General features: G+C 35.0%; 30 protein-coding genes and 3 pseudogenes. 7 read left to right on the top strand and 26 right to left on the bottom strand.

Annotated elements, in window-relative coordinates; all coding sequences use genetic code 11:
- Positions 1–57 precede the first annotated feature (57 nt).
- Both IGI37_RS01215 and IGI37_RS01210 read right to left on the bottom strand, forming a co-directional pair.
- Positions 58–1,350, bottom strand: coding sequence for a sensor histidine kinase (locus IGI37_RS01215; protein WP_438759586.1), 1,293 nt, complete (start codon positions 1,348–1,350; stop codon positions 58–60).
- A gap of 15 nt (positions 1,351–1,365) precedes the next feature.
- The gene (locus IGI37_RS01210) at positions 1,366–2,106 is read right to left on the bottom strand and encodes a LytR/AlgR family response regulator transcription factor (RefSeq protein ID WP_438759585.1); all 741 of its coding nucleotides are present in this window, start codon (positions 2,104–2,106) and stop codon (positions 1,366–1,368) included.
- Positions 2,107–2,611: 505 nt separating this feature from the next.
- Between IGI37_RS01210 and istA the strand changes: the two genes are divergently transcribed.
- From istA to IGI37_RS01195, 3 genes are read left to right on the top strand one after another with little or no spacing between them, the layout of a single operon-like run.
- Entirely contained in the window at positions 2,612–4,177 is a 1,566-nt protein-coding gene (gene istA / locus IGI37_RS01205; RefSeq protein WP_438759505.1) for an IS21 family transposase, read from the top strand.
- Positions 4,167–4,925, top strand: coding sequence for an IS21-like element helper ATPase IstB (istB, locus tag IGI37_RS01200; RefSeq protein WP_438759506.1), 759 nt, complete (start codon positions 4,167–4,169; stop codon positions 4,923–4,925). Before istA ends, istB begins: the two co-directional genes overlap by 11 nt.
- On the top strand, positions 4,922–5,116 hold the full coding sequence (locus IGI37_RS01195) for a hypothetical protein (protein ID WP_438759507.1): 195 nt from the start codon (positions 4,922–4,924) through the stop codon (positions 5,114–5,116). The genes istB and IGI37_RS01195 overlap by 4 nt, the downstream gene beginning before the upstream one ends.
- A 195-nt stretch (positions 5,117–5,311) precedes the next feature.
- On the opposite strand, the gene IGI37_RS01190 is transcribed toward IGI37_RS01195, so the two are convergent.
- The 3 genes from IGI37_RS01190 to IGI37_RS01180 all read right to left on the bottom strand — a co-directional run bounded on the left by IGI37_RS01190 (position 5,312) and on the right by IGI37_RS01180 (position 6,428).
- Complete coding sequence (locus tag IGI37_RS01190; RefSeq protein WP_438763559.1) at positions 5,312–5,599, bottom strand: transposase; 288 nt, start codon at positions 5,597–5,599, stop codon at positions 5,312–5,314.
- Between the two features lie 176 nt (positions 5,600–5,775).
- Entirely contained in the window at positions 5,776–5,988 is a 213-nt protein-coding gene (locus tag IGI37_RS01185; protein ID WP_438759583.1) for a hypothetical protein, read from the bottom strand.
- On the bottom strand, positions 5,982–6,428 hold the full coding sequence (locus IGI37_RS01180; protein ID WP_438759582.1) for a hypothetical protein: 447 nt from the start codon (positions 6,426–6,428) through the stop codon (positions 5,982–5,984). Before IGI37_RS01180 ends, IGI37_RS01185 begins: the two co-directional genes overlap by 7 nt.
- Before the next feature lie 219 nt (positions 6,429–6,647).
- Between IGI37_RS01180 and IGI37_RS01175 the strand changes: the two are divergent.
- Together IGI37_RS01175 and IGI37_RS01170 are read left to right on the top strand one after the other, a co-directional pair.
- A pseudogene (locus IGI37_RS01175) lies at positions 6,648–7,158 on the top strand (site-specific integrase); the annotation flags it as partial.
- 138 nt (positions 7,159–7,296) lie between these two features.
- Complete coding sequence (locus IGI37_RS01170; protein ID WP_438759581.1) at positions 7,297–7,758, top strand: hypothetical protein; 462 nt, start codon at positions 7,297–7,299, stop codon at positions 7,756–7,758.
- A 759-nt stretch (positions 7,759–8,517) separates the two neighbouring features.
- Here IGI37_RS01170 and IGI37_RS01165 read toward each other — a convergent pair.
- From IGI37_RS01165 to IGI37_RS01135, 7 genes and pseudogenes are all read right to left on the bottom strand, one after another.
- On the bottom strand, positions 8,518–8,616 hold the full coding sequence (locus IGI37_RS01165) for a helix-turn-helix transcriptional regulator (RefSeq protein WP_438759580.1): 99 nt from the start codon (positions 8,614–8,616) through the stop codon (positions 8,518–8,520).
- Positions 8,617–8,928: 312 nt separating this feature from the next.
- A pseudogene (locus tag IGI37_RS01160) lies at positions 8,929–9,313 on the bottom strand (transposase zinc-binding domain-containing protein); the annotation flags it as partial.
- A 253-nt stretch (positions 9,314–9,566) separates the two neighbouring features.
- On the bottom strand, positions 9,567–10,085 hold the full coding sequence (locus IGI37_RS01155; protein ID WP_438759579.1) for a hypothetical protein: 519 nt from the start codon (positions 10,083–10,085) through the stop codon (positions 9,567–9,569).
- A 197-nt stretch (positions 10,086–10,282) separates the two neighbouring features.
- Positions 10,283–10,876: a TetR/AcrR family transcriptional regulator gene (locus IGI37_RS01150; RefSeq protein WP_438759578.1), complete on the bottom strand. Its 594-nt coding sequence runs from the start codon at positions 10,874–10,876 to the stop codon at positions 10,283–10,285.
- A gap of 104 nt (positions 10,877–10,980) precedes the next feature.
- Positions 10,981–11,190, bottom strand: coding sequence for a hypothetical protein (locus IGI37_RS01145; protein ID WP_438759577.1), 210 nt, complete (start codon positions 11,188–11,190; stop codon positions 10,981–10,983).
- A gap of 131 nt (positions 11,191–11,321) precedes the next feature.
- On the bottom strand, positions 11,322–11,522 hold the full coding sequence (locus IGI37_RS01140; protein WP_438759576.1) for a hypothetical protein: 201 nt from the start codon (positions 11,520–11,522) through the stop codon (positions 11,322–11,324).
- A 45-nt stretch (positions 11,523–11,567) separates the two neighbouring features.
- Positions 11,568–11,986 (bottom strand): annotated as a pseudogene (locus tag IGI37_RS01135) (GTP pyrophosphokinase).
- Positions 11,987–12,353: 367 nt separating this feature from the next.
- On the opposite strand from IGI37_RS01135, the gene IGI37_RS01130 reads away from it, so the two are divergent.
- Positions 12,354–12,536 (top strand): hypothetical protein, encoded by a 183-nt coding sequence (locus tag IGI37_RS01130; RefSeq protein ID WP_438759575.1) that lies wholly within the window; start codon positions 12,354–12,356, stop codon positions 12,534–12,536.
- Positions 12,533–12,739 carry an IS66 family insertion sequence element accessory protein TnpB gene (gene tnpB / locus IGI37_RS01125; protein WP_438759574.1) on the top strand — a complete coding sequence of 69 codons (207 nt, stop codon included), beginning with the start codon at positions 12,533–12,535 and terminating at the stop codon, positions 12,737–12,739. The genes IGI37_RS01130 and tnpB overlap by 4 nt, the downstream gene beginning before the upstream one ends.
- Here the strand turns inward: tnpB and IGI37_RS01120 are convergent.
- The 14 genes from IGI37_RS01120 to IGI37_RS01055 all read right to left on the bottom strand — a co-directional run bounded on the left by IGI37_RS01120 (position 12,647) and on the right by IGI37_RS01055 (position 25,934).
- Positions 12,647–12,877 (bottom strand): hypothetical protein, encoded by a 231-nt coding sequence (locus tag IGI37_RS01120; RefSeq protein ID WP_438763693.1) that lies wholly within the window; start codon positions 12,875–12,877, stop codon positions 12,647–12,649. The genes tnpB and IGI37_RS01120 overlap by 93 nt on opposite strands.
- Positions 12,874–14,319, bottom strand: a complete 1,446-nt coding sequence (locus IGI37_RS01115; RefSeq protein WP_438759573.1) for a helix-turn-helix domain-containing protein — start codon at positions 14,317–14,319, stop codon at positions 12,874–12,876. Before IGI37_RS01115 ends, IGI37_RS01120 begins: the two co-directional genes overlap by 4 nt.
- Positions 14,320–14,718: 399 nt before the next feature.
- Entirely contained in the window at positions 14,719–15,249 is a 531-nt protein-coding gene (locus tag IGI37_RS01110) for an acyltransferase (RefSeq protein ID WP_438759572.1), read from the bottom strand.
- Positions 15,250–15,252: 3 nt separating this feature from the next.
- Entirely contained in the window at positions 15,253–16,314 is a 1,062-nt protein-coding gene (locus IGI37_RS01105) for a glycosyltransferase family 4 protein (RefSeq protein WP_438763558.1), read from the bottom strand.
- A 26-nt stretch (positions 16,315–16,340) separates the two neighbouring features.
- On the bottom strand, positions 16,341–16,886 hold the full coding sequence (locus IGI37_RS01100) for a serine acetyltransferase (RefSeq protein ID WP_438759571.1): 546 nt from the start codon (positions 16,884–16,886) through the stop codon (positions 16,341–16,343).
- Between the two features lie 41 nt (positions 16,887–16,927).
- Positions 16,928–17,599 (bottom strand): DUF1919 domain-containing protein, encoded by a 672-nt coding sequence (locus IGI37_RS01095; RefSeq protein ID WP_438759570.1) that lies wholly within the window; start codon positions 17,597–17,599, stop codon positions 16,928–16,930.
- A 22-nt stretch (positions 17,600–17,621) separates the two neighbouring features.
- Positions 17,622–19,034: an oligosaccharide flippase family protein gene (locus IGI37_RS01090; protein ID WP_438759569.1), complete on the bottom strand. Its 1,413-nt coding sequence runs from the start codon at positions 19,032–19,034 to the stop codon at positions 17,622–17,624.
- Entirely contained in the window at positions 19,027–20,229 is a 1,203-nt protein-coding gene (locus IGI37_RS01085) for a glycosyltransferase family 4 protein (RefSeq protein WP_438759567.1), read from the bottom strand. Before IGI37_RS01085 ends, IGI37_RS01090 begins: the two co-directional genes overlap by 8 nt.
- Positions 20,226–21,503, bottom strand: a complete 1,278-nt coding sequence (locus IGI37_RS01080; RefSeq protein WP_438759566.1) for a hypothetical protein — start codon at positions 21,501–21,503, stop codon at positions 20,226–20,228. Before IGI37_RS01080 ends, IGI37_RS01085 begins: the two co-directional genes overlap by 4 nt.
- A 24-nt stretch (positions 21,504–21,527) precedes the next feature.
- Complete coding sequence (locus IGI37_RS01075) at positions 21,528–22,181, bottom strand: YveK family protein (RefSeq protein WP_438759565.1); 654 nt, start codon at positions 22,179–22,181, stop codon at positions 21,528–21,530.
- 9 nt (positions 22,182–22,190) lie between these two features.
- Positions 22,191–22,736, bottom strand: coding sequence for a hypothetical protein (locus tag IGI37_RS01070; protein WP_438759564.1), 546 nt, complete (start codon positions 22,734–22,736; stop codon positions 22,191–22,193).
- 16 nt (positions 22,737–22,752) lie between these two features.
- Entirely contained in the window at positions 22,753–23,493 is a 741-nt protein-coding gene (locus IGI37_RS01065; RefSeq protein ID WP_438759563.1) for a WecB/TagA/CpsF family glycosyltransferase, read from the bottom strand.
- The gene (locus tag IGI37_RS01060; protein WP_438759562.1) at positions 23,493–24,218 is read right to left on the bottom strand and encodes a sugar transferase; all 726 of its coding nucleotides are present in this window, start codon (positions 24,216–24,218) and stop codon (positions 23,493–23,495) included. Before IGI37_RS01060 ends, IGI37_RS01065 begins: the two co-directional genes overlap by 1 nt.
- A gap of 249 nt (positions 24,219–24,467) precedes the next feature.
- Positions 24,468–25,934, bottom strand: coding sequence for an Ig-like domain-containing protein (locus IGI37_RS01055; protein ID WP_438759561.1), 1,467 nt, complete (start codon positions 25,932–25,934; stop codon positions 24,468–24,470).
- Positions 25,935–26,278 lie beyond the last annotated feature (344 nt).

Below are 26,278 nucleotides of genomic sequence, written 5' to 3'. Positions count from 1 at the left end.
AAAACTAAATAACCAATGAATTTCAATAAGTGGCTAACTTGAACTTGAAATTTGGGACTAACCTTTAATTATCAATATTTGTGAAAACATTCCATCTTTTATTTCAGTATCAAGAACCAAATTTTTTTCCCCTTGAATAATTCTATCCAAATTATTCAACCCTATTCCACGGTTTTCTCCTTTAGACGAATAACCTTCTTGCTTTAATAAATGAAGTTTAGGAAGTACCCCACATGAATTAGTCACTATAATCAAATTTTCCTGATCTCTTTTGATTATTCCAACTCTTATTTCTCCCTTATTTTGCTCCATTGCCGACTCGACCGCATTATCTAAAATTATTCCCAAAGAACGAACTAAAGCCAAGCTATCAACATTAAAACCACTTATTCTTTCTCTAATTTCAATTTCAGTATCAATGCCATATTCTTGAGCAATCATTAATTTATTAGCTAACAAACTTTTTATCTCTTGAATTTCTAAACTAGCCAGTTGAGATAGTTTTAAAAAGTTACTATCCATGATTTTGGACGTTTCTTTTATATTCTCAAAAAAGTATATTTCCAATCCTTTTAAATCTTTCTGACTAATATAATCTTCTAAAGAAAGCAAAATGTTCTGATAGTCATGTTTAAATGTTCTCATTTCCTGATTATTCTTCTCTAATTTCTCCATATACTCTTTCAAATATTCCATCTCATAGCGTTGCTGTTTTACTGTAAGTTCTTTTTGATTAGTGTACAACAACATTAAATATACAAGTAAAAAAACGATGCCATAGACAATAATAAATATAGCATTGGCTTGTTCCATCGAAATCATATATCCTTTAAATCTTTCAATAGCAATAATTGTGAAGTAACTTATAAATACGAATATCGCTAAAATAGAAATTATCCATTGTATAGTATTACTTATTTGAATTTTAGTTTTGAAAAGAAAAAAAATCTTTTTCAAGAAATATACTGAAATAAGATAGAATAGACTTATATAAGTCACTTCTAAATTCAATGATACCTCCAATCCAAATAAAAACAGAATTCCATCTACAACATAATTAGAAAATACATAGAGCAAAAAAGCAATCGATGGGAATAATATTGCCAATTCCAAACTACGGATATTTATGTAAAGTAAATACACTAAAATCAACCAAAAGGGCACTGTAGCGAATAAATTGATTTCTATATAAATTATTGTAGCAAATATCGAACTTGATGATAATATAAGTAAATTTAAATTATTTTTTTTTAAATTTACTAAGTAGCTACTTGCTAAAGCGAGCAATAAATATTGTAACAATACAAACTGTAAATAATTTTTCAGAATGCTATTAACAATCTCTGACATTAAAATTCCCCTTCTTTAGTCAATCTCTATTCTCTTTAACAAACTTTTTAGATATCTTACAGAAACATAACAAATCTCGCCATTGTTCATTTTGATCACTCGATTTTTTCGATCTACCTCTTCAATGTTATTAACATTAACAACAAAGGATTGATGACAACGATAAAATAAAGGATTTAGCTTTTCAACATCTTTAATCTTCCCATAATATTTTACTTGACGATTATCTAAGTGAACAAGTAAGCGATGTGGGGTAGTTGATGATTCAATAAAAAGAATTTCTGACATAGACAATTTGATTGAGACACCTTCACTTTGGATTAAGATCGAATCATTTTTTTCTGAATTTTGACCCAAATAGCGTTCAACTGCTACATCAATACAATTAGAGATTCTAGTGGCTAACATACTCTCATCATCTTTTGAAATATAATCCATTGCTTCAACTTTATATAAAAAGGTCAAATAAGAAAGCTCCATATGAGTAGTTATAAAAACAATACGCGCTTCAAAATTTCTCTTCCTAATTTCACTTCCCAAACTAATTCCATTCATTTCTGTTTTAAAATCAACATCCAAAAAAAATAAACTTGGACCATCTGAATGTTCTTCTAAGTAACTCAATAAGATATACGGATCTGTCCCTTCCCATTCAAAAGCTACATCACAATCTTGCATCATTAAATAATTCTTTATTATCTTAACAATTTTGGCTTTTTGCCTATCGTCATCTTCACATACATAAATTTTTAACATTTTATTCTCCTTTTAGCCAAAACTGAAACGCTTGATAACAATTATTATTATATCATTTCAACTCTACTTTGTACTATTTTTTAACTCAAGTTTCGCACACCAAATTAGGTAGATATCCCTTGATATAACAAGGTAGATTATTAAACCAATGCTGAACTTGTAATGAAAATAGTTTTGTGAATGAGGGACTCAATGTTTGAGTTAATTCCTCTAAAAGGCTCACCAAAGAAGATAGGCAACTGCCCAATCAAGTTCTTTCATCTCGTGGCACAATTCATAAAATAAACCGCCTAATGTCCGTTCATCTGTGGTACACCGCTGTTGCCAACTCCGATGAAGGCGGCATTGTAAATTGACCACCTCTGCGAAAGAATTGACCAGTCAGTGCGAAGAAGTTAACCACTCTCGGCGAAGAACATGACCAATATCTAAATTAGCATATAAAACCTCCTGTATAATAGTCTTTCATGCAAGTGTATGAAGAATAAATACAGGAGGTTTTTTTATGCTTCAATATCGAAAAATTTTGGAATTGAATGAACAAGGGTTTAGTATGCGTAGTATTGCCGCAAATACAGGTAATTCGCGACCCAAGGTCTCTGAAATCATTAAGAAAGCAATGGAAAAAGGAATTAAAGAACCGTTCACTGAAGAAATGACTGATTCCTGGTTTGAGGGTCTACTGTTTCCTGAAAAAATGCGTGAATCTAAAGGAAGGGAGTTACCTGACTTCGAATATATTTATAAAGAACTCGCAAAACCAAACGTTACATTATCGTTGCTTCACCATGAATATGAGCTTGAGTGCAGAAATAGTGATAAAATTCCATATGCCTATCGAACCTATTGTCAGTATTACACTGAGTATGCAAGAAAATACAAAGCCACTATGCGTATAAAACGTAAGCCAGGAGAAATCATGGAAGTCGATTGGGCGGGTGCAACACTTAAATTAGTCGATAGAGATACTGGTAACCAAGTTAAAGCGTATCTTTTCGTTGCCACACTTCCGTGTACACAATATACCTATTGTGAAGCAACACTATCGATGAAACAAGACGATTGGATTAATGTTCATATTCGCGCATATAATTATTTTGGCGGTGTAACAGAACTATTAGTACCGGATAATCTTAAAACGGGTGTGAGCAAAACTGAATATGGTGCAGCTATTTTGAATGAAGTTTATCGCGAATTGGCTGATCATTATGGGACTGTGATTCTTCCGGCTCGTATTAGAACACCTAAAGATAAAGCGAGTGTTGAAGGAAATGTTGGAAACCTGTCAACATGGGTAATCGCTAGTTTAAGAAATTCGGTGTATTTTACACTTGATGAATTAAATGCAGATATAAAAAAGAAGTTAGATGAATTCAATGACCGGCCCTTTACAAAAAAATATAAGTTGGGAAATAGAACAACGGCATTTGAGGAAGAAGAAAAGTTCGCGCTTAAACCTCTTCCTCTTACACCATTTAGATTAGCAACATGGAAAACAGCAACCGTTCAATTAGATTACATGGTTTCGATTGAAAGCATGTTTTACTCAGTCCCTTATGAGTACATCCAAAATAAAGTTGATATTCGCCTTACAAAAGACTTAGTAGAAGTTTTTTATAAAGACAGCCGTATTGCCACACATAAGCGATTATACGGTAAATTCGGACAATTTTCGACTAATCGCGACCATATGCCAGATAATCATAAACTCTATATAGATCACACGAAAGAATCAGTCATTGACTGGGCGAATACAATTGGTGAAGCGACCACTAAAGTGGTCACGTTTATTTTTGACTATGCGCAAGCTGAAAGACAAGCGTTAAAAGCTACCATGCGCTTGAAAAATCAAGGAAAGAAATACTCGAAAGAAGAGCTTGAAACAGCTTGTGAGGCAGTTCTTAAGTTAGCATCAACTCCAACTGTTCGTACAGTTGAAACACTATTAGCAAGTAATAAGAAGAAAAACGCAAAAATGAAATTGAATGGAGACATACCAGAGGAAACAACGAAAGACTATGGGTTTACTCGAGGAGCGAGTTATTTTGGAGGGAAACTAAATGATGAATGAAGATACGAAACGCAAGCTACATGAAATGCGCCTCAACGGCATGGTAGAAGCAATAGAATCACAGCAATTAGATAATAAAAGTTACAACGATATGCCATTTAATGACCGGCTCAATTTAATTGTCGATGCTGAATATGCTCGTCAGAAATCAGCTCGGCTTGATCGTTTGATTAAAAGTGCAAATTTTCATAACCGACAGGCGGCAATTGAAGACATTGAATATTATCCAGATCGTCAATTAGACAAAGAATTAATTCTAAAACTTAGAATGGGGACATATTTAGCAGAGCATCATAATATCATACTCATGGGTGCTTCAGGGAATGGGAAGACCTGGCTTTCTAATGCCTTTGGTATTGAAGCATGCCGTCAAGGTTATAAAGTACGTTATATCCGGCTACCTGAACTATTAGATGAACTAACAATTGCCAAAAATGAAGCCGATGGAAGCTTCAGGAAAGTATTAAATCGTTATAAAAAAGTGGACTTACTTATTTTAGATGAATGGTTATTGACCCCTTTAACGCTTGAGCAATCCACTTATATTCTTGAGTTGGTAGAAAGCAGGCTTCAAGTGACGTCAACGATCTTCTGTTCACAATTTTCCCCTGAAGGTTGGCATGAAAAACTTGGTAATCCACAAATTGCCGATGCCATACTTGATAGAATTATTCATGATGCCTATCCTATTTTAATTGATGGAAAAGTATCTATGCGTGAACGGCATGGTTTGGTCATAAAGCCATGATGATTCCGGACAATGTTTATATACGAATTAAGGACTTCCATTACCGCTTAACAGCTCCTGAGGATCTGATAAATTTGGTAGATGAATCACTTCTACAAGCCATCTGGGACTCACAAGAATCCCTTACAGACGATGAGCTCGTTGCCCTTGGGATTAAATTAATTAAGAAATATGACCATTTAAACCACTAAGGGCCACTTTAGTCTAAACTAGCCCTTAATAAATACCTTTACAAGCCTAACGACGCTTTTAGGGGTATTTATGTATTTTTCATATGGTATAAACTGTTGATATTCATTTAATTTTCTTTGAGTGGCAAATTACTGCGCACAAAGTGGTTCATTCTTTCGCCGAAGGTGGTCAATTTCTTCGCAGAGGTGGTCAATTTACAATGCCGCCTTCATCCGAATAATATAACGAATAAAGACAATGGTGGTGTGGCAAATAAGCCCATTAAAATTACGGGTTTGAGTTTCTTTCGCTAACTTCAATAGTGATTTTGAGACTTTAAAAAAGGTTTCGATATCCCAGCGAATGCCGTACAGCTTGACGATTTCTTGTGAATTTAATGTCATATCAGTCGTCATAATCGCTAACCAGTCGTTTTTTTCTTTCGATTTCGGATGAAAATAATACGCACAGAAATTCCTGTCTGTAGCTTTACGGAGATGGATTAAATAACCGTACCTTCACGAAATTCGTCCGCGGATTTCTTATAGAGAGCCTCTAAACAATAGGGCTTTCCTTGATAAAAATACTTTGTTTTACTTTTTTTAACCATCCCAATCACATGGATGCCGATTTCTGTCAGTTGTGTCAGAAGTTTCGGGAAGGTGAACCAGCTATCCATTCATACATGGCTTGCATAAATTCCCGATGATAACGCACGAGCGACCATTTCTACGACCAGTTTTGGCGAAGTCATTTGTGCTTCTTTCGCTCGAATTCCGCCACTAGTGCGTTTATCTGATGGCGCGTCTTTTCCGACTTTACTTGAGCCACTTAAAAGGGCAAAGTCTACTGGTAAAAATGAATGCCCATCTGAAAAGCCCAGTATCAACATACGAAAACCTTTACACGCGCGGTGCAACGCATGATCATATTGCAAGCAAGATTCTCAACTTGTTGACTGCGTGTGCGATAAAAAAAGGAGTGATTAACAATCAAAACACGTGCTTGTGAGGAGCTATCCGTTAATTGATGTAGTTTACCAATAACGAATGAGCTGATGCTTAAAAGGAATTTTCGCCAGTTGTTCAAAGGGTTATTCATGAAACGATAAATCGTATCTTTTTTGAAAGTAGTTGATGAACGCCAATTAGTTAACATACCAAATAGCGTCTTACCTTCAAAGATAAAAGAAAATAGAATAGCGTCAACGCTGAGGTACCTTTTGCTTTGGTGATACCAAGCCTTCTTTAAGAAAAGAGCAAGCTTCAATTCAGAAAAAGTAGCAGAAAGTTCGTTAGATAGTTTTACATCTGATTGGATTTGGTTTAGCATAGGGGAAGAGACATCCTTTCTTTTGTTGATTCGTTGTGGTAAACCAATTATAAAAGATGGATGTCTCTTTTTGTACTTTTTTAATCAAGAGAAGTATTGAATTATGTTTCCACCCTACGCATACGTGAGGTGTAGTAGTTTTTTCATGTGCAAAACTTGAGTTTCTAACTACTACGGAACAGCAAAAATCGTAAAAAAGAAGCTTGCGCACTCTATTAGTCTGATATTGATTTTGAAAAGAAAACACTGAGTATTCAACATATGCTTGAAATCAAAAATAAAGATAATTGGATTAGAAAAGATTATACAAAAACAGAAAGTGGAAAGAGAATTATTTCGTTAGATGATGATACACTTCAAATTCTGAAAGATTGGAAGATAAGACAATCAAAACAATGTACCTCTAATTTCATTTTCAGCTATGATGGAAACCCAATGCAGAAATCAACAATTGCTCGAATTATTGAGCGTTATTCAAGACTAGTTGGAGTTCATAGAATTCAAGCAAAGGGTTTAAGGCACTCTCATGCCTCGTATTTAATCAATGAGTTTAATGTGGATAGTCAAAAGATTAGGTCACTCATGACCTGAGATAACCTTGAGACACTATTCGCATTATTATCCTAACCGTGATGAGGTAATTGCAGACAATATTACAGGAAATATCAAAATACAAACTTCTAGAGAGAATCAAGTTAAATTTAATGGTAATCAAAATATTAAAATTTAGTATTTCACACAAAGTAATGTTATTAGATTAATCTTCATGAGATCCGAAATTTAGGTTTTATATAAATGTTTTCTGAATAACAGCCTCAAAAAAGAACGTACGTTCTTTTATAATGATAAAAAAAGGAGGATTATATTTATGAACTATTCTGATGAACTTGAAAAAACTTTTTTTAGGATTTCCAAAAAAGGAATAGCTGTTATTGCTACTTCTTACAAAGATGATATTAGTATTCGTCCCGTTAGTGTTGTATTGTATGATAAGAAGATTGCATTTCAAACAAGCACCAAACTTTTAAAGTACCAACAGATTAAAAAAAATCCTCTTGTCGCACTTTCAGTGGATAATATTTCAATTCAAAGTATTGCAACCATTAAAGATCACCCCTTGAAAGAGAAAACTTTTATAGATTTATTCAAGAACAAACATAAAAGTTCTTTTGATAACTACTCACATATGAAATCAAATTGTGTAATTGAGCTTAAACCCTTAAAAATTCAAAGATGGGATTATATCAACAAAGAACCTTATATCGTAACACTTGATTTAAAAGAACAAACAATTCAAAAAGAACGTTATCAACATGATTTAGAAGACTAAAAAATTAAGTAATCCTCAATGTAACCGACTTTTTGTTAGTAAATTCTCAACTACCCATTTCAAGCAAACATAAGAAACAAAATCTTGAATTATAAGTCTGATATAATTACTATTGTAACCCTGAGTGTGACCCGATAAATTATGATACAGAACTATGCCAATACTCGCTTGCCTTTTAGCCCTAGCGAATTGATTAGAGTGGCATAATGTACAGGTGAATTCAAGCTTGAAATGTTGCTTTAATAGTCTTCTGCTTGATGTTGAACTTGAAATCTGATTGAATTTACACTTTAAACCAAATAGATGTAACCGCAAATGTAACCACGAAGTCAGTCAGAAATAGCTGACTTTTTTATTAGACAGTATCCGGAGAATAAAGATTTCTACTTAAAAACTTTGATATAATTAAATATATAGTATTTTGGGAGGAATGAAGATGGGGTTATTTGATTTATTTAAGAAGAAAAAAAGTTCTAAAACGGAAACCAATACAAAAACTAATTTAGATATTTACACTAAATCTATTCCACTTAATATAAGGAAACTGCTTCTCATTTCTGAAACAAGAACTACTATACGAATACTTATAAGTAATATCATGCTAGAAACGCCTAATATATTTTTATATTTTTCTATATCTCTTATATTTTTCATGTCATCAATGTCCCCTTTAACCAGAACATCCAATGTTGTATCAAACAGAGTACTTAAAGCTACGAGATTATTTATATATGGATAGCTTTTTTGGTTTTCCCAATTTTAAATAGTTTGCCTTGAAACATAGATTGATTTCGCTAGATCTTCTTGGGACAACTCATATTCTTTTCTAAAGTTTTTTAATTGATTTCCAAAACTCATTTTCAAATCCTCCTATTATCTTGATACAACAAGAATAATATATAATCAGTTGCTTTAATAGAATACTTCGTTTATCAACCGGTAAAATCCGTTTTACATTTGAATTTATTTCTGCAAAAATCTCTTTACATCGTTGTTATCAGTGGATTTTATCAGAATTTTGTATTAACCTACATAATTGACTTACTTTATATTTAAGTTGTAGATTGTCAATACAAACGCAAACTACCATAGATTGAAAGGAACACTTTTTATACAAAAGGAAGCCAAAATATAGAACCAAATACCACTAAAATCCTTTTAAATAAAACCTTCAATTAACAACCATTTCAAGAGAATTTCTCGATACTTTGCCCGTAGAAAAATAGCTCTCAATCCCTCGTCTATCGTAAAAATAACATGTCCATAAACCACTCGAAACAGGGCACTTGCAGTGATTTCTCCCCATCGTTGACTTTCACCAACGGAACAACTCGGGCAAAATTTCCTTTTACAGCTCAGTGGAAATAGCTTTACATTATGGCTTTCTTCACAGACTAACAAACGATACCCTTTATGAACATCCCTGTAATCTCTATATTTTTTCACTTCATTCTTAACCACCGAGCAAATTCTTCGCCCATATTTCTTCAAGAAACGATCCCAATGCATATATATGTTTGTCAAAGAATATAGCTTGAAGAAGATTCTTCTTCATACCTCCATTTCATCGGAAAATTGGACAGATGAAATGTGCTAAAATGCCTACTACAATTGGCTTCCTAACACCTCGATATTATATAATCTCTTAACGGTTCAAAAAAAGCCAACCATTTCTGGCCGACTTTCTCGTTATAAATATGCTCTTATAAGTAAACCATTGTCTATAAAATACTGCTTCTAAAAATTAAAAATCATCTGTTCATGCGGAATTTTTCTACAGTTCAAGCAATTTTCCATCACTAATTTTCTTAATATTCGATTGCATTCATCAAGTCAATAAATTTATTTTGTGAAGAATCTAGCTTTTCTGCCAAGTCTGTATTCACTTGGTTATACGCTTCTTTATCTGCTGCCTCGGCCAATCTATTAAAATAATCTGATTGCACGCCATTGTATTCTTTTAGTGCTGTCTGTAGCTCCATAAATTCTTTTGCTTTTTCTTCATTCTCATCAAATTGGAATGCATCCAATTTTTCACCTTCTGCTTCCCATGCTTTATATTCATCAGATTGAATAACATCCTTAGCATGCTGACTGACTACTTCAAAATCATCCGATTGCCCTTCTGATTGTTTGACCATCAAAGCCTGTTGCTTCTCAAAATAAGTGTCAGTAAGAGCCACAAAGTCCTCTACTGATGCTTTTTTTGTTTCACTACTGTTGGCTTCACTACTAGCGTCCTTACTTGCGCTATTGCTGGCTCCACAGCCGACTATCCCAATAGTTAACAGTGCCAATAAACATGCCATAGATACTTTTTTCTTCATTTTGATTTCTCCTTTTCCATCAAATTCATTATCTCTTATAAACGTGTTATCTACAGGTCCATCAACACATATAAATAACGACCATTATAAAATAATGATACTTTATTTGCGGGCGGAATTCATTTACACTTTGCATCCAACTGTCTATTTTGGGTCCCGTTTATTATTCGCATTTTCATGAATTCGTGCGAACTTTACTACTGTTTTGAATCTAGATATAAGCTACTTAATGAGTCGCCCAGCATTTTCAAGATACTTTCCGAAATAAACGTAACTGATTGCTGGAAGCCGTCTTGAAACCATTTCTCTATAATTATAGCTACTCCCTTTGTCATATAAGAAGCATAGTAATCCAAATCTTGCTTAGAAAACTTCACATAAAAAAAGGTCGGTAACACTTGGAGAAAATGAGTGAAGTACACAGTATACAATTCATCCATTAGCTCTACCCCACTATTTTCATTCATCAGCATTTTAATCGTTTTTTTCCGTTCATAGAAGTAACCTATGATATCTAATACATTGGGCAATAAACGATCAATGATTTCTGTTTTCTTTTCCATATCAATCGTTAACAAAAAGGTTGTGTTCTTTTTTTGAAGCTCATTAAAAGTTTCAATGATTTCTTCTAATAACGATTCAACCACTTCATATTTGTTTGCATAGTAATTATAAAAGGTAATCCGACTAATATAGGCTCGCTTGGCAATCTCTGTCGTGCTGATTTTATCAAGCGGCTTTTCTTTGACTATCTCTATGACGGCATTTTGTATCACTTGTTTTATTTCCATTGACGTATTCCTTTTCTACCATTTTTGAGATTTTAGTATATCAACAAATGATTCATGGGGCAAAAAAAATTACTTGTTACAAAATGTGTGCTAATTTCTTTCTATTAGGGGAACAACGCTCTTTCATCCACAATTGCCACCGCTTCATCAAGACTAATCGGTTTAAAGTCAATCATATCAACGCCTACATTTAGGGCTGCTGTCCCTAAATACTGCTCAAAATAATCTGTTCGAGTATTATGAACATGCCCATACAAATGAATCGCACGTTTGAAATAACCGTCCCACTCCAAAATCGGATAATGAAATAACACAAATTTTCTTTTATTGTAGTTAAATGAATAATAATCCTTTACCCATCCAAACAATGATTGATCAAAGGTTGGGTCGTTTAAATATTTCTCATGGTTGCCTTTTATTAAATATTTTTTTCCACGTAATTTTCTTAGAATTTGATTGCCTGTTCGCCACTTCCTTTATAAACAAAATCACCCAAAATATAGACTTCATCTTTTGGTGACCTCACGACACTGTTCCAGTTTTTAATCAGCTGTGTATTCATTTCTTCTATATCTTTAAAAGGGCGCTGACTAAATTCCAGCACCGCTTCATGATAGAAATGCGTATCAGCAATAAAATATTTCAATCGCTCACCTTTTCATCTCAAATTAATTCTCTCTCAATCAGTTGTTCACTCAAGCAAATAGGCTTTGGCTTTTTGATACTTGGCTATTCGTCCTTCATCTTTTGCTGTTATTTGCTCCAGTCTTGACGTATTCATATTGTGTCTCAAATCTGCCAACTTCACCGTTTTTGCTAATGGATTTTCTTTAATTTTTTCTAAATAATCAAAGTATGGCTCCCATCTCTCCACGTTAAAAGCTTCACAGCTTGGATAATTGCTTCTGACATCCCTGCTTCCTTTAGTTGCTCTTCTGTAAGCTCCGTGTCTTCTAAAACATCATGAAGATAGGCTACCGCTTTTTCTTCATCCGTTTGAACAAAACTGGCAACGGTCTCTGGATGTAAATAATAAGATTGTCCACCTTTATCCACTTGCGTTTCATGTGCTTTTTTCGATAACCTTTTGGCAACTTCTACCATCGTCATTTTTTTCACGCCCCTCTCTCAAGTAACCATCTTGGCAAATCAGATAGTGCTTCTTTATTCCCTTTAACTATATCGTATATCGCCTAGCCATTCATTAATTTTTGGAAATTAGCTTAGGCATCAATTTTTTTCTATTCCGTAATTTCTGTTCTATGTATTTGAGTGATCGAACTTGTAGAGGCAGTTAATTAACTACCCACCCTAGGTTTACCTTCTTACTCATTTGATAGTGGCCATGCTTTATCAAACATGCTGAAGAATACCTCTCAAAAGCTTTTATTTACGTAAGTGCCTAATAACTAGGTACCTATAATTAAGCAACACCTCCGAGTATACTTGGCTTAACAAGTAAATTGGAGGTGTTTGTTTGACCAAGACAAACGAAATTGTACCCATTCAGATTCATACACAGCCAGACCAGAAACAAAATCAGAAAGTAGCGAGTGCGAAGCTAGCTGCACGAATAAAAAGAAAAGATGACTCTGAAATACATCCTTATAATGGTATCAGTAATTATATTCTTGCCACAGTGCTTAGGGAGCTGAGATGACGTGCTCTAAAGTAAAGAACTTGTCTATCGTCACTGGAAAAACAGACCTTCGTCGTGGAATTGACGGCTTAGCGAGTCTCCTCCAACAAGAGTACAAGCTAGATGTCTATTCAGATGCCCTCTTCCTTTTTTGCGGCAATCGATGTGATTGCTTCAAAATCTTGTATTGGGATGGTGATAGATTTCTCCTGTGCTACAAATGAAAAGATTGGACCGGATAAAAAATAAAAGAATATCACACGCAACATTAAGGTGTAATATTCCGCATCGCCTGTGCTAAGCTTAGGCTGACTGATAAGTTCCAGAATCGATTTGCTTTCTACAGCAAAAAAGCAACTCAATTCTGGAATAAGAGCTCCGATATTTTATTACTTAGCCGTTGCCAATCACTGACAGTCGGTGGGTATGACCAATCAATGATTCGATTTTCTGTATGATTCGATTTATATCTATCCGTTACCACAATATCTGCTTCTAAATTTTTCTCTACTACAATAGTAATCGGCAAATCAATCATATGAGTCATCAAGTTTTGAATTTCCCTTTGATAGGAAATCCCTAAATTAAAATCCAATTTAACTTTCACTTCATACTGTAAATGACTGAACTCGAACAAAGTTGTCACAGCAAATACAACACTTAACATTAATGAATTATTTCTACTTAATGCCGCGCCCAAATCTGCTCTCTCAAAAAAGTATTTCTCCATAAACGATTTACAAATGACAAATTGGGTGGGGTAATGTAAGCATACATCCTCATGTCTCAAGTAAAATAGATTATCGATTCTCAGCATAGAGCACAGCAAAATATTTTTAAAAATATCTCGCAATCCATGATTCGCTATATTCATTGAATATTTGCTCTTAAACTCAATACTATACTTCTCTAGAAAAGAAATAAAAGCGTCTGCCTGTTCAACAATTGATTGAACGACTTCATTTTTAAATACCGAAGTAGAATAGGGCAATATCTTTTCCGTTTCCAAAAAAAATTTAATGCTCTGACACTCAATAGCCGCACTTTCTTCACTTAAATTGAACCGCTTTTGTAGAAACTGACTTGTTTCTGTCCGTTCTGTTTGAGGAAAAAAATAATGGTTATCCTGTGAAAGCGTCTCTCCTGTATCAAGTCGAATAGTTGTAATATAAAGAAAAAAATAAAGCTTATTTTTATCTCCTTCTGCCAAAGCGTTTAATGTGTAATCATTCAGAATGTGTGCCATTAGATGCTCAGATTCAATAGTAACAAAATTAGAGAAAGGGTTTTCAAATTCATTAAAAATCGTAAAGTAGACTGAAAATAATAATTGCCGGATAGAGAACTCATTACCTCTAATTTTATAATTGCCGTCTAAACGAATATTGTAATAAGAAAAAAAACTTTCTAAATTCTTTTTTGCATTATATGCACTAGATGTACTCAAATAATTTTCTCTTGAGTACTTGAGTAGAGAAAAGTCTTTTTTATTTAAAATAGCATCAAGAAATTGAAATACCTTGGAACTTCCTCCATATCGCCAAACTAACATAGCTATCACGTTCTTTGCGTCTCCAGCCACTCGGTATCCTTCCCCGCATCGCTCAATTCGACACCTCTCTTCCTCTGCATATATCTCCTTCAAATCATTGGTCAGTTCCTTAATACAAGATTTAACAATATAATAAGAGAGGTCTAATGCTAGCTCTATTTCTTCAATCGCTCGATACATGTTGTTGCCTGATAAAATATAATAAAGTATCTGTAGCTTGGTTATATCGTTCCTGTTTAAGAGTTTATCCATTTATTTTCCCCAATTTATTTATCTGTATTTTAACAAGTAATTTTTTAACTATTATTCTCACTTATAACTGCCAAAAGTACTCTTGACAAACGGTTAGTAGATTTAAAATGAGTATTTTGGGATAACACGGTCTGCAACAATACACTAATTATGTTGTATTTGTGTGCTTCATAGTCCCCTATCACAAAAAACAGTCTATATGGCTATCCCTAGCTTACTTTTCAAATATATTGCTGTCTTGGTCAAATAACTAAAAAAGAAATTGATGCGTTAAATCCTGAAAGAAAGATTCCTAAAAAGTAAGTGTCATCGCTAGCTTCTCTCAAAAATCCATCAATTCCTATTGCTTTCAAACTAAGTCACAGAAAAGAATCACTTGCCAACTCGCTCTACCTAAGTCTAGCCATTCTCGCGAAACTTAATTACTTTAGCAGGGTTGCCACCGATAATGGCATTCTTTGGATAGCTCTTCCCAGGTACCACAGAGCCTGCTGCTATCACTGCACCTTCACCAATATCCGCTCCTGGAAGTAGAATGACTCTTGCACCAATCCAAACCCCGTCCGAGATAAAAACTGGGCGTTTCTCCATTCCACCCTCTATTAATAGCTGGCTACTTGGGAGAATTTTATGATTTTGCGTGAAAATCATCACCTCTGGACCAATCATTACATTCTTTCCAATTTTGACTGTATCCCCAGCAATAATCATGCTTCGATCACCAATACTAGAATTCATTCCTAGTGAAACATTTTGCAGAAATGAGATTTTCACTTTCGGTCGAATCGCAGCATTTGCACCCACTTCTGCAAACAACTTACGCGCAAAAAAATTTTTTACCTTTCGATACCCTCTTTCCACCTTCACTAAACGGTAAGGAACAAAACAAAAGTTAAGCATCATATAAAATAAGTAATACAGTGGCTTCATCTATTAAGCTCCTTCAATACATGCCTCAATTTTTTTGATTAATTGCGCATTTATTACTTTACTATCATACATTTTTGCCGTGAGCAAGGCTTGTTTGGCTAACTCTATTTTTCTCGATTCTGGCAAATAATAATACGCCCGCATAGTCCGTTCAAGTGCGTCACTATCCTTAGGCTCAAACAAAAAGCCATTCACTCCTGGTTGGACATACGTTTTTATCCCCCCAAAGTCACTCCCAATTACAGGTACACCACAGGCCATTGCTTCCAATCCAACAAGCCCCAAGCTCTCTCCTTTTCGAAAACTTGGAAATATAAAGGCATCTAACGAAGAATACACCTCAACTAATTCATTTTGCGTTAACATTTGTCTTCTTTCTACAAAATTAGTCAAACCCAAGTGGTAAATCAGCTCGTTTGCAGACTCCTCTTGTGCCCCGCTTCCAACCATAATTAGCCTTGCATCTGGAATCACCTTTACTAGCTTTTGAAAGGCCATCAGTAAAATGTCCCAGCCCTTCTCTTCATCGATTCTACCAACATACCCAATAGTAAAGCTCGTTCGCTTAGAGACAACTTTTTTTTCATTATTAAAGAGTTGCAGGTTAACACCTGCTGATGCAGACACGTAAATTGGGACCTCCCCATACTTTTCAACAACAATCTCTCTAAAATACTCTGACGGAACGATGGTCAAATCCGCTTTGTTGACCAAAATACCTGTCAAAAAATTAGTTTTTTCTTCCAATTTTTTTTCTGGTGTCACATCACTGCCATGTACGTTAACAAGTAGACGTGTTTTTTTGTTAAATAGTCTCCCTAATATAATTGGTGGACAATTATACCCTGCGTAATGAACATATATGGCTTCGTAACCACCAAAAACATAGTGAGACCAAACATTAAAATAGAAGAAAAAATAATTTAACAATTTTACGTACTTATTCTCCGTTTTTGTCAGAGAAATACGTTTTACTTTTTTTATATGTGATAACTCGTCAACAAAATTTTTCACAAAAATACCATAATTAGGATATTTTGTTGACGGGTACATATTCGAAATCACTAAAATCAACAAATCAGCTCCATTACCTAATTTTCTACATATTTATTCTTAATATATCCTTTTGTTGCATCCAATCGTTGTGGTTTTATAACAGCGGGTGATCCTATCACTACTGAATGACTAGGAACATCCATATTCACAAGTGTGTTAGGGGCAATCTGGACATCATTTCCGATGACTATCTTGCCGATAACTGTACTATTTGTCCCCACATATACCTCGTCTCCAATCGTCGGGCATCCTTTCAAATGTCCTCGCTCGACAATACCGATTGTACATCCTTTGTTTAAATTTACATTTTTTCCTAAAACCGCTTCTTCATGAACGGTAATATTAAACGCATGGCCTAAATACAGACCTGGCCCAATATTCTTCGTACAAAGTTCAAGACCATATCTAAGTCCATACCTTCTAGCCAATGTTTTAATGATTCGTTTGATATATCTGTTTCTAACCCTGTCTTGAAGCCTTGACAAGTACAAATACCATATCGAATGGACCTTAATAATATTAAGAAACGACTTATTTTTGCCCCCAAAAAAGCGCCTATAATCCCCGTCAAAAAAATTCATTGCTCACTTTTCCTTCCTCTGTTTCCATAAAGCATTGGAACTCATAACCTATTCAAGATATCCACCAATTTTTCTTGTCCAAATCGTAGTTTAGGTTCATCTTCAATATCTAGATCCCCTTTATAGGAAGCTGTCTTATAAACACCGGGACCCGATACATCCGAACAAACAAAACAGATTTTGTTTGGATAATCTAATTGCTGGAAGTCCTTTAGTACCTTCTCCGAGAAATCATTTTGTTCGCTAATTTTAATCAGTAATTTTGAAAAGTTCACTCTTTTTTTTCTCCTATTCCATTTCTCACGTGCTTCTTCTTCTGTTTGATAGTTTATAAAGGCGATTTCGACACAATGCTCTTCAAAAAATATCTGGCCAGTTGGGTAGCTTAGGGTTTCGAATCGTTTCGTTTCTTCATAGTAGTCCTTCCATTTCGAATGTGCTACATCAACAAAAAATACATCACTCTTCAAAAAGCCTTCCAGATGTTTCAAGAATAAAATATAGTCCTCTGACATGATTGATAGCCCCACAGTAGGTGAATTATATGGTAAGCCAAAGCCTTTACTAATCCGTCCGCCCCAACAATTGTTAGATAGAATCGTAAAGTCCTGATGAACTAGCTTTCTATTCCTAAATTGAGCAGTTTGATAAAAATAAAGATTTTTAAGTTTATTTACTATTCGAACAGGAATTGTTTTTTTTGATTTTTTCATCTTGTTAAGCCCTTCTCTCTAGCTATATCTTAGGTAATTCCTTTGAACCTTTCAAAACTAAAAAATACAGCAACACAGATAACGGAATAGCCAATAGTAAAGTTTGGGTAGAAGATTCTGATTGCTGTTGAATCATCAAACAAATCACAACTATGCCCAGACACCCCAGTGCTATCGTACCCATTTTTTTAAGATTAACCTTTAATGTCAGCTCGTTTTTAGAATAATATACAGCAATTCCTGCAACTAGTAGTTCAGATAGAAGTGTCACAGTCGCAGCTCCCGTTGCTTTCAAAATAGGGTCTAAAAGAAAGTTGCCGACAATCGCAAAGACAGCCGTTAACAATGTTGCTCTTAAAAGGAGGTTTTCCTTTCGGTTGACCAGTAAAACAGTAAAAATTAGAAAATCAAACAAAATACTAGGAAACAACGCCAATGCCAAGAATAATAATGGCTGACTGCTCTCAATAAATCCATTTCCAGCAATCACATCGACAATCTCTTTTCTCAAGAGCACCGTTCCAACAACGGTAGGAAGTAAGAAAGTAACTAATAACCAAAATAAATTTCTTAAGGTCTCTTCATAACTTTCTTGTTTTTCATTGTTTTTATAAAAAGTTAGTCTCGGATTCACCGCATAGATAATACCGCTCGCCATTGACTTTATAATTGTATAAACCTTTACAGCCACGCTATAGATACCAACCGTATAATCATTTGTAAGAATCCCCAGTAAAAGTACATCGACGGATAGGTAGATCGTACTCGCTAATCCACTTGTCATCAAAATCAAAATGGGCTGATAATGTTTCTTGAAAAGAATTTCCTTTGTCAGCTTCAATCGAATGAACTTTTTTCCATGAATAAAATTGAAGATATGAGCAACACTAATTGACAGAGTGGTAATCCACGCGTAGACCACATAATCATCTGCAGATTTTACTAAAAGAAACATACAAACAATCGAGGCAAGCTGCACAATGAGACTTCTTATCGCTATATAAGCAAAATCCTCAAAAATGGTGTAGATCCATTCAATAGATAGAGTTGTCGTCAATATCTGTATGCTTAGAATCATGATAAGCAATCTATAGGGGCGAAATACAGGTAAGAAGGCTACAAGGCCCGTCAACAGAAGATAAGCAGAAAGGGTCACGAGAAAGAAAATAGAAAATAATTGGTTGGAAAATCGCTGGAGCTCTTTTGGCTGTTTCTTATAAATCGAGCCCTCTCTAATTGCATACTGCCCTACTCCAATACTGATGACTGCTAAAAAATAATTGACAAACGTCCGGGAAAATTCATACTTTCCTAATCCCTCAGCGTTTAATACTCTAGATATATAGGGAAATGTAAGTAGTGGGAAAATAATACTCAAACTACTACGTAACACATTAAATAGAATATTCTTTTTTAATAAAGGCTCCTTACTCATCTACGATTGCTTCCAAAAGATGACGAAAGTAGTTTTCAGAGCTAAACTTCTCTGACTCCTTCAAACCGGCTTCACTTATTGTTTGTATTAGCTGTTTGTCTCGACTAAGAAGCAATTCTCTTTTTGCTATCTCTTGCGCCCAATCATCGCTCGTTTCTAAATCAATCATAAGTGAGGTTTGTTCCGTTCGTATTTCGGGAATCCCTCCCGCATTACTACAAATTAATGGTTTCCCATATAATTGCATCTCAATAACCGTCATTGGACAAGCTTCCTCTTCTAGCGTAAAAACGATACCGACATCACTGAGAGCCAAAAATGCTGGAATTAAATCCGGATTCTGGTAACCCGTAAAAATAACTCGCCCTTCGTAGTGACTTGCAGCCTTTTCTAAGTTTCTCAAAAACCGATTCTTCTTGTTTGAACTGTAAAAACTGCCCCCCACAATGAGTAACTTGAAATGAGGTGGTAAGTATTTTAAAGAGTCTACAATATAAGATACTCCTTTTTGATAAATTAATCGCCCTGTATAAATTGCAACAAAGTCTTCCTTCGAGAGTCCCCATTTTTCTCTAGTAATCTCAGAAGCGTCAGAAATTTTTTCTACTTTATCTTTTCCATTATAAACAACAAATCGTTTAACTACTTTTTCACTTCGAATTGTCGAAACCTGTTGATCTATATAACTAGAGACACTGATGATTTTATCAAAGCTTTCATAAATTTCTTTGCTTTTTGGTGTCCGCTCATTCAAATTATTATTATGGAGATATAACTGAATCTCTGTATCAATAGCGCTTTTTAACGGTAAAACCAGCTCAGGATAATTTAGAATCATCACTTTGTCATAGCTGTTTTCCTTCAGCAATTCCTTACTTTTAGCAAGTACTTTAGGAAATTCATAGCGAATTTTCCACTTATTAAAGACAGTTCTTTCTATAATCCTTCTGCTTTTTTTATAAAACGTCGCCATTTGATCAATAAAAGTCTCTGGCATTGTATAAAAAATTTGTGTGTAGCGATATGCTTTAGAAAGTCTTTGGCTATCTTCATCAAATGTTGAAACAATATGAATCATAAGCTGCGGATTTCTTTCATTCTTTTCGACAATAGTTTCAATCAAGGCTTCTACTGCACCACCTTTTGTAGCAGGAATGGGTAGAATACCTGGTGTCACAATTAATATTTTTTTCACAAATGGACCTCCTCATGTTCTGCTAAAAAATAGGCAGAAATAATGGCTAAAAAAGTTGCTGTCATTGCATTTACAAAAACATGTCCTGCAAAAATGCTGTACACAATAAAAACAACAAACATCCAACTCACACTATCAAATTTACTGTTGATAAATCTCAAGAAACTTTTCCTAAAATAAAAAAAATAGATAAGACAGCCACTAATTCCATAACTGAAATACAAATCGAACAAGTCCATCTCAGTTATAACTCGTCGTTCATAGACCCAGCTCATGTTTACATAATAACCTGAGCCAAATAGATGAATAAACAGAAAATCAGGTGATTCTAGCAGTTGGTTGATATTTCGTTGCAATAAATTGGAGCGATTACTTGTCAAAAACTGAACTAGATTATTCCCAATATCTCCATAAAAAAATTCCCCCCGCGTAAATATCCCCTCTAAGGAGTCCAACATTTTGGGGTACACTACTGGCCCAATCATTAGTAATAATAGAGCAATGCTCATAATACTTCGGACCTTAAATACTAGTCTTATCTGACTACTTACCATCACTCGTAACATGAGTAGACAAAAATAGCCTATCCCAAACCCTATTCCTGTCTTTGTCCCCGTTATTAAAAGGGCCATACACTCCGCTACAAAAAAAAGACCAAAAAGGAGTGCTGTTCTCTTTTCTTGCTGCTTTAAATAATGAAAAAAGGTCTCTCCTATAAGAACTAGTCCGCTCATTAAGATGGCCGTCAATGAATTAATCTCTACAAAAAAACCTTTAAAACCAACACCTTGATCTGCTGATAAAAACCCACTTCCACTTACATCGTATGTAGCTAAGCCTTTGCCAAACACAAATGGAATGAGCATACAAATAACATAGCCACTAATAAGTAGATAAAGAAGCGCACGGATCTTCTTTTTATCTATCAGGCCTAATTGGATTAGCTTATAAAAATAACTGTAATAAAAAACCGCAAGCAACACTCTGGAAGCCGACCTCAAATCATTAATCAAAGGCAATTGATAGCCATAGAAAAAAACAAACTGTAGAACATTCAATGATAAAAAGCTAACAATAACAAGCCCCATATGAAAGCTTTGCTCAAAAACAACCCTTTTATAAAACAACAAAAACCAAAGAATATATATAAGTAATCCCGCTCGATAAACATCAGAGATATGAAAACCTAAGAAAGCCCCGTTTAATGATTCAACCATTGGCATTAGACAAAACAAAAGATTTCCAAGATAGAATTGATTCGTTTGTTTGCTCATATAACCACAATTAGCTTCCTTTCTTTACCTAAATGTTCTTTTGTTGATAGAGTAGACATATTCCGTCTGAAGAAGTTCCTTTACTTGAACTGGAAAATAAACTTTCTTTCCGAAAAGCACCTTCAACAAGAGCAACAAGGTATATATACTCAAAGATACTGTTAAACTAATCACGAATAGCTGCTTTTTTGATATCGTAGTTACATCGCTCGTTTCTTTTGTCTGCTCAAGTAACGAAATAATATTTGTATCAAGTATTTTAGGAATTTCTTCTTTAGCTATGACCCCTATAGAATTCGCTAGCTGGATACTTTCTTTTTTTGAAGTTGAAATCACTTGAAGAGAAATCAGCTGTGAATCATTATCTAAATTTACGGTTAAAGCTTTTTTGATTTTATTAATTGAGAGCTTAATTCCCTCCGTTTCAAGCTGTTCGCTAACCTTTGATAATATAACATCGCCTGAAATCAACTCTTTATACGTATTAATATACTTTAATTCAGATTGATCGCTATTTTTTGGCGTAATAAGTAATTGACTAGCCGAGTAATACTTTTTCGGGGTGATATAGCTATACAATTGAGAGACTACAAGGCCGGTTAACGTTGCTGATAAAATTAACAATAACCAGTATCTCTTTATCACTAACCAAATAACGGAATTACTTGTTCGATTCATCCCTTACCTCTAACTTTCTACAAGGACGACTGATAGCCAAGAAAAATCCAATAATTTCAGTTGCTTATTTATTAGCTTCAAGTCATTCCTTCGTAGTTTATTTGCAGTATCTATAAACACAATAAGATCATTAGTCATTGATAAAAGAACCGGATTTATGTCTAATATATTTTCAGGGAATTTAAAAATAACTAATGCGTATCTCTCATAAATAGTCTTCATTTCCTTACAATCCATAAAATGCCGATACTCAGATAGCGAGTGACTAAAGTCCCTAGCCTTGACCTCATCAACATACGTGTTGTGCCAAATATGACTTTCTAAACTAGATATTCCTGCTACTTTTCCTCCTTTGCTCAGGTGAAAGTCAACAATCAACACCTTCCCTTCAACCTCTCCAATGGCCACTGCAAACTTTTGTACCAAGGTCTCAAAAACATCCTGTTGACTAATTGTCACTAAACCAAGAAATTTCTGTTTGCTGATAGTTCTTTGCGTTAAATAATCAACAACCAACTGCTTAAACGGTCTTCTTTTGGATTTGCTTCTTTTCATACATTCTCCTTAATGCTTATTTTTGAACAATCTCTTTCAATAATTTGATTCCAAATAGTACGTTTCCAAAAAAATATCTTTTAAACAATCTCTTAGGCTCTTGCTTCACTCTAAAAAGCCATTCTAGATTACATTTTTGCATCCAAAGTGGTGCTCTTTTCACAGTCCCTGACAACACATCAAAGCTACCTCCGACTCCCATAAAAACCGACTGTATCCCTTGATTCAATAAAAATTGAATTAGATATTCTTTCTTAGGTGAAGTAATTCCTATAAAAACAATCTCTGGCTGTAGATACTTTAAATTCTCAGCAATTTCAACCCATTTATCTTCAGAAAAATAGCCATTTCGACTTCCTGCAATACATAGCTGAGGATATTTGATGGTTAATCGTTGAACCATTTTATTCAAATTTTCTTCTCGTGCCCCTAGAAAAAAAACACGATAGTTTTTTTGCTCAGCTAGTCCAATAAGCTCTTGCATCAAGTCAATACCGGCAATACGCTCTGGCAATGGGCGATTTAATAGTTTGGACGCAAGAACGATTGACGCGCCATCTGCATTAATTATTTCCGCTTGCTCAATAATTGAACGAAACGGCTCTCCTAGACCTAATTCATTAATTTTGTCAGCATTCACTCCTAATAAATGCGCTCCTGTCTTAGCGATAATCTTTTGATTGACTAGTTCAACCGTCTCATGCATAGTTAGTGCATCAAATTCCAGCCCAAATAACTCTACTTTTTTATCTATCATCAAAACGCTCCTTTAGAATGAATCATTACAAAGAAGGTTTTAAAGATAATGATAAAATCATCTCGTAAATGTTGATTCGCTATATATTCAAGGTCCAACTGCACCATCTCTTTAAAGTCCAAATCTTCGGTTCGACTTACCTGCCATAATCCTGAACAACCAGGGCGCACAAGCAATCGTTGCCTATCATATGCACTGTATTCTTTGACTTCTCGAGTTAACGGTGGCCTTGGTCCCACTAAACTCATATCTCCTTTGATAACATTCCATAATTGTGGGAGTTCATCTAAGCTTTTTTTTCTAAGAAACTTCCCAATTGTCGTAATTCTGGGATCGTCCTTAATTTTGAACATAGCTCCTTTAACTTCGTTTTTTTCTAACAATTGCTGTAGTTGGTCCTCCGCGTTAGGCACCATTGTTCGAAACTTATACATTCGGAAAATTCGACCATTTTTCCCTACTCGTTCTTGTGAAAAAAACACAGGAGCCTGTCGGTCAGACCCTTTAATTATCAGAGAAATAAGTATGAAGATGGGCGATAACAATAAGACACCTATGGATGCGCCTGTGAGGTCAATCACCCTTTTAACAAAAAAATACACTTTTTTATTCTTCATTTGTTCACTCAATTGTAAATTATGCGTATCCAGATCACCTTTACGATACTTTCCAATTTCTTTTGGATAGTCTATCTGCCTCTTCCTATGAATAGATAGATTTCTCATAACTGGCAACCCCTAACAAGATTGCATGTACTCCGCGAAAGGAACTTATGAGCCAAACGCTTCTTACTTAAGCTGCAAACGATAACTCTCCTTATCAAATGAATCCCTCCATAGTTAAAATTCATGGAACGACTAAATGATACGCCAGAAGACTAGCTGGAATTTTTATATTTTTTTATTGAAAAATAAAAAAATAAGCAAGGTCGTCTTTTTAAAAGACCGCTCTTGCTCATTTTTAATGCTTGTATTTTATTGAGTAATTGTCAATATCCTACTGTCTAATACGCTAGAAGATTCATCTAACAGCAAGACTTTAACTATTTGATTAGGTCCTGTAACTAGACCCTCTATCCAATACGTAAACTGACCACCACCAGGAGAAATCGCCACTTTTCCACCACTTACTCCATCAACTTCAACCTCTAAAAGAGCGGCCCTTGTCCCGCTGTAAGTGCCATTCAAAAACCCACCTGAATTCGAAAGTGAATAGGTGTCTAATGAAGTGATTTTATCCGTTTCAGATGGTTCTCTTTCATGAATGACCGCTTCTGACTTTGGACTAGTATCACCTGTTGCATTTGATTCGACCACATATATCACACTGTACGCGGGTTGAGCCGATATGATTATCGCAAATGTTAAATCTGCTTTTACTAACCCTACACCAAGCTCATTTCCTGACTTATCAGTTATCGTTATCTTATCTCCTGCCATATATCCTCTACCGGTGATAATCGTATCATCTTCATACACAGGTTCATCAATAATTGGCACAGGAATCTCCGCTTCTTTGTGTTTCACAATTGTAGAAGCTGGTTCACTCCACCCAATCCCATTATTTTGATAGGCTGAAATGGTTGTTCCAGCTGCTTGCGTGGGAATCTCAATTGTATAAATGCCTGTCGACGAGACACTCCCTTTCCCAATCACCGAGCTTCCTACTCTCAGCTCAATGGCCGCACCGACTGTTCCACTCCCTCTGACAATAGTATCTATGTCATAGACTTGCTCAATCGTCGGCTTCTCTTGACTTAACCGCCATCCTGGATCAAGTTGATTTGTAGGCAATGTATAAGACGCATTCTTACTTCCGATTAAGTCCCAGTCAAGAATGGCCCCTTCTTCTACAATGCCAGATAAAAATTCATAGCTAGAGCCGTTTGTAGCATCTGGAATACGGACGCCACTTTCTGTCACCGCATTCCCTAAATCCATAGACAGCTCAACTTTTAAGTCTTCACCTACCACCCAAAAAAACGCAGGTGCATTTGAGATTCTTAGGACAGTTCCACCACTTTCAATGTGAAAATCTGATTGTTTATAATGATGAACTGTTCCGCCATTACTTTGGAAAGTAGCTGAAAGACTCTTTAGAAAATCAGATGTTTTAGCTAACTCACTAAACTCTTCGGGCATTTGCATTACATAATCTACCTTTGTATCCAAACCGCCCAGTCCTAATGTCCACCCATCATAATGAAAATCAATCACGCCAGTCGTAACGAGTCCTCCACCATATAAATCAAGCCCATCAACTCCTGAACCACTTGCATCTAAACTCCCACCAGAAATTATCGCTGGTTCAGGTTCTCCTTCATTAAGTTTCTCTGCCTGATTTGTCTGCGTCTGTGCTTGTGCATCTACAGGGTTCCCTATCCGTGTTACTGAGTACAAAATACCAACTGTTGCTAAAATCATAAAAATTTTCTTCTTCATACTACTTTCATCTCCTTCTATTGGACTATAACAGCGCATCTATATTTGCCAGTCAATCGCTATTTGTCACTTACAAATTGTCACACGCAACAATCCTACGAAATACAGCCTTCACCTCCTATTTATTTGACAGGCCTTACACTCATTATGTTAGCGCTTTCCAATCTATTAAACAAACCTCAGTACCACAAATGAGAAAATTATTATTATAACGTACGTTTTTCGAAAAACAAAATAAACTTTCTTCTTAATGTTTTATTAGATGTGTGATTCATTTGTTAGAAGCATCTGTTTTTTATTATTTTTATTTTCTTTTAAAAAATAAAAAAGCAGAACAGCAATCT

It is taken from the genome of Enterococcus sp. AZ194 (genome assembly GCF_051713825.1).
Lineage (GTDB): Bacteria > Bacillota > Bacilli > Lactobacillales > Enterococcaceae > Enterococcus_K.
This window is presented reverse-complemented; position numbering and strand designations above follow the sequence as displayed.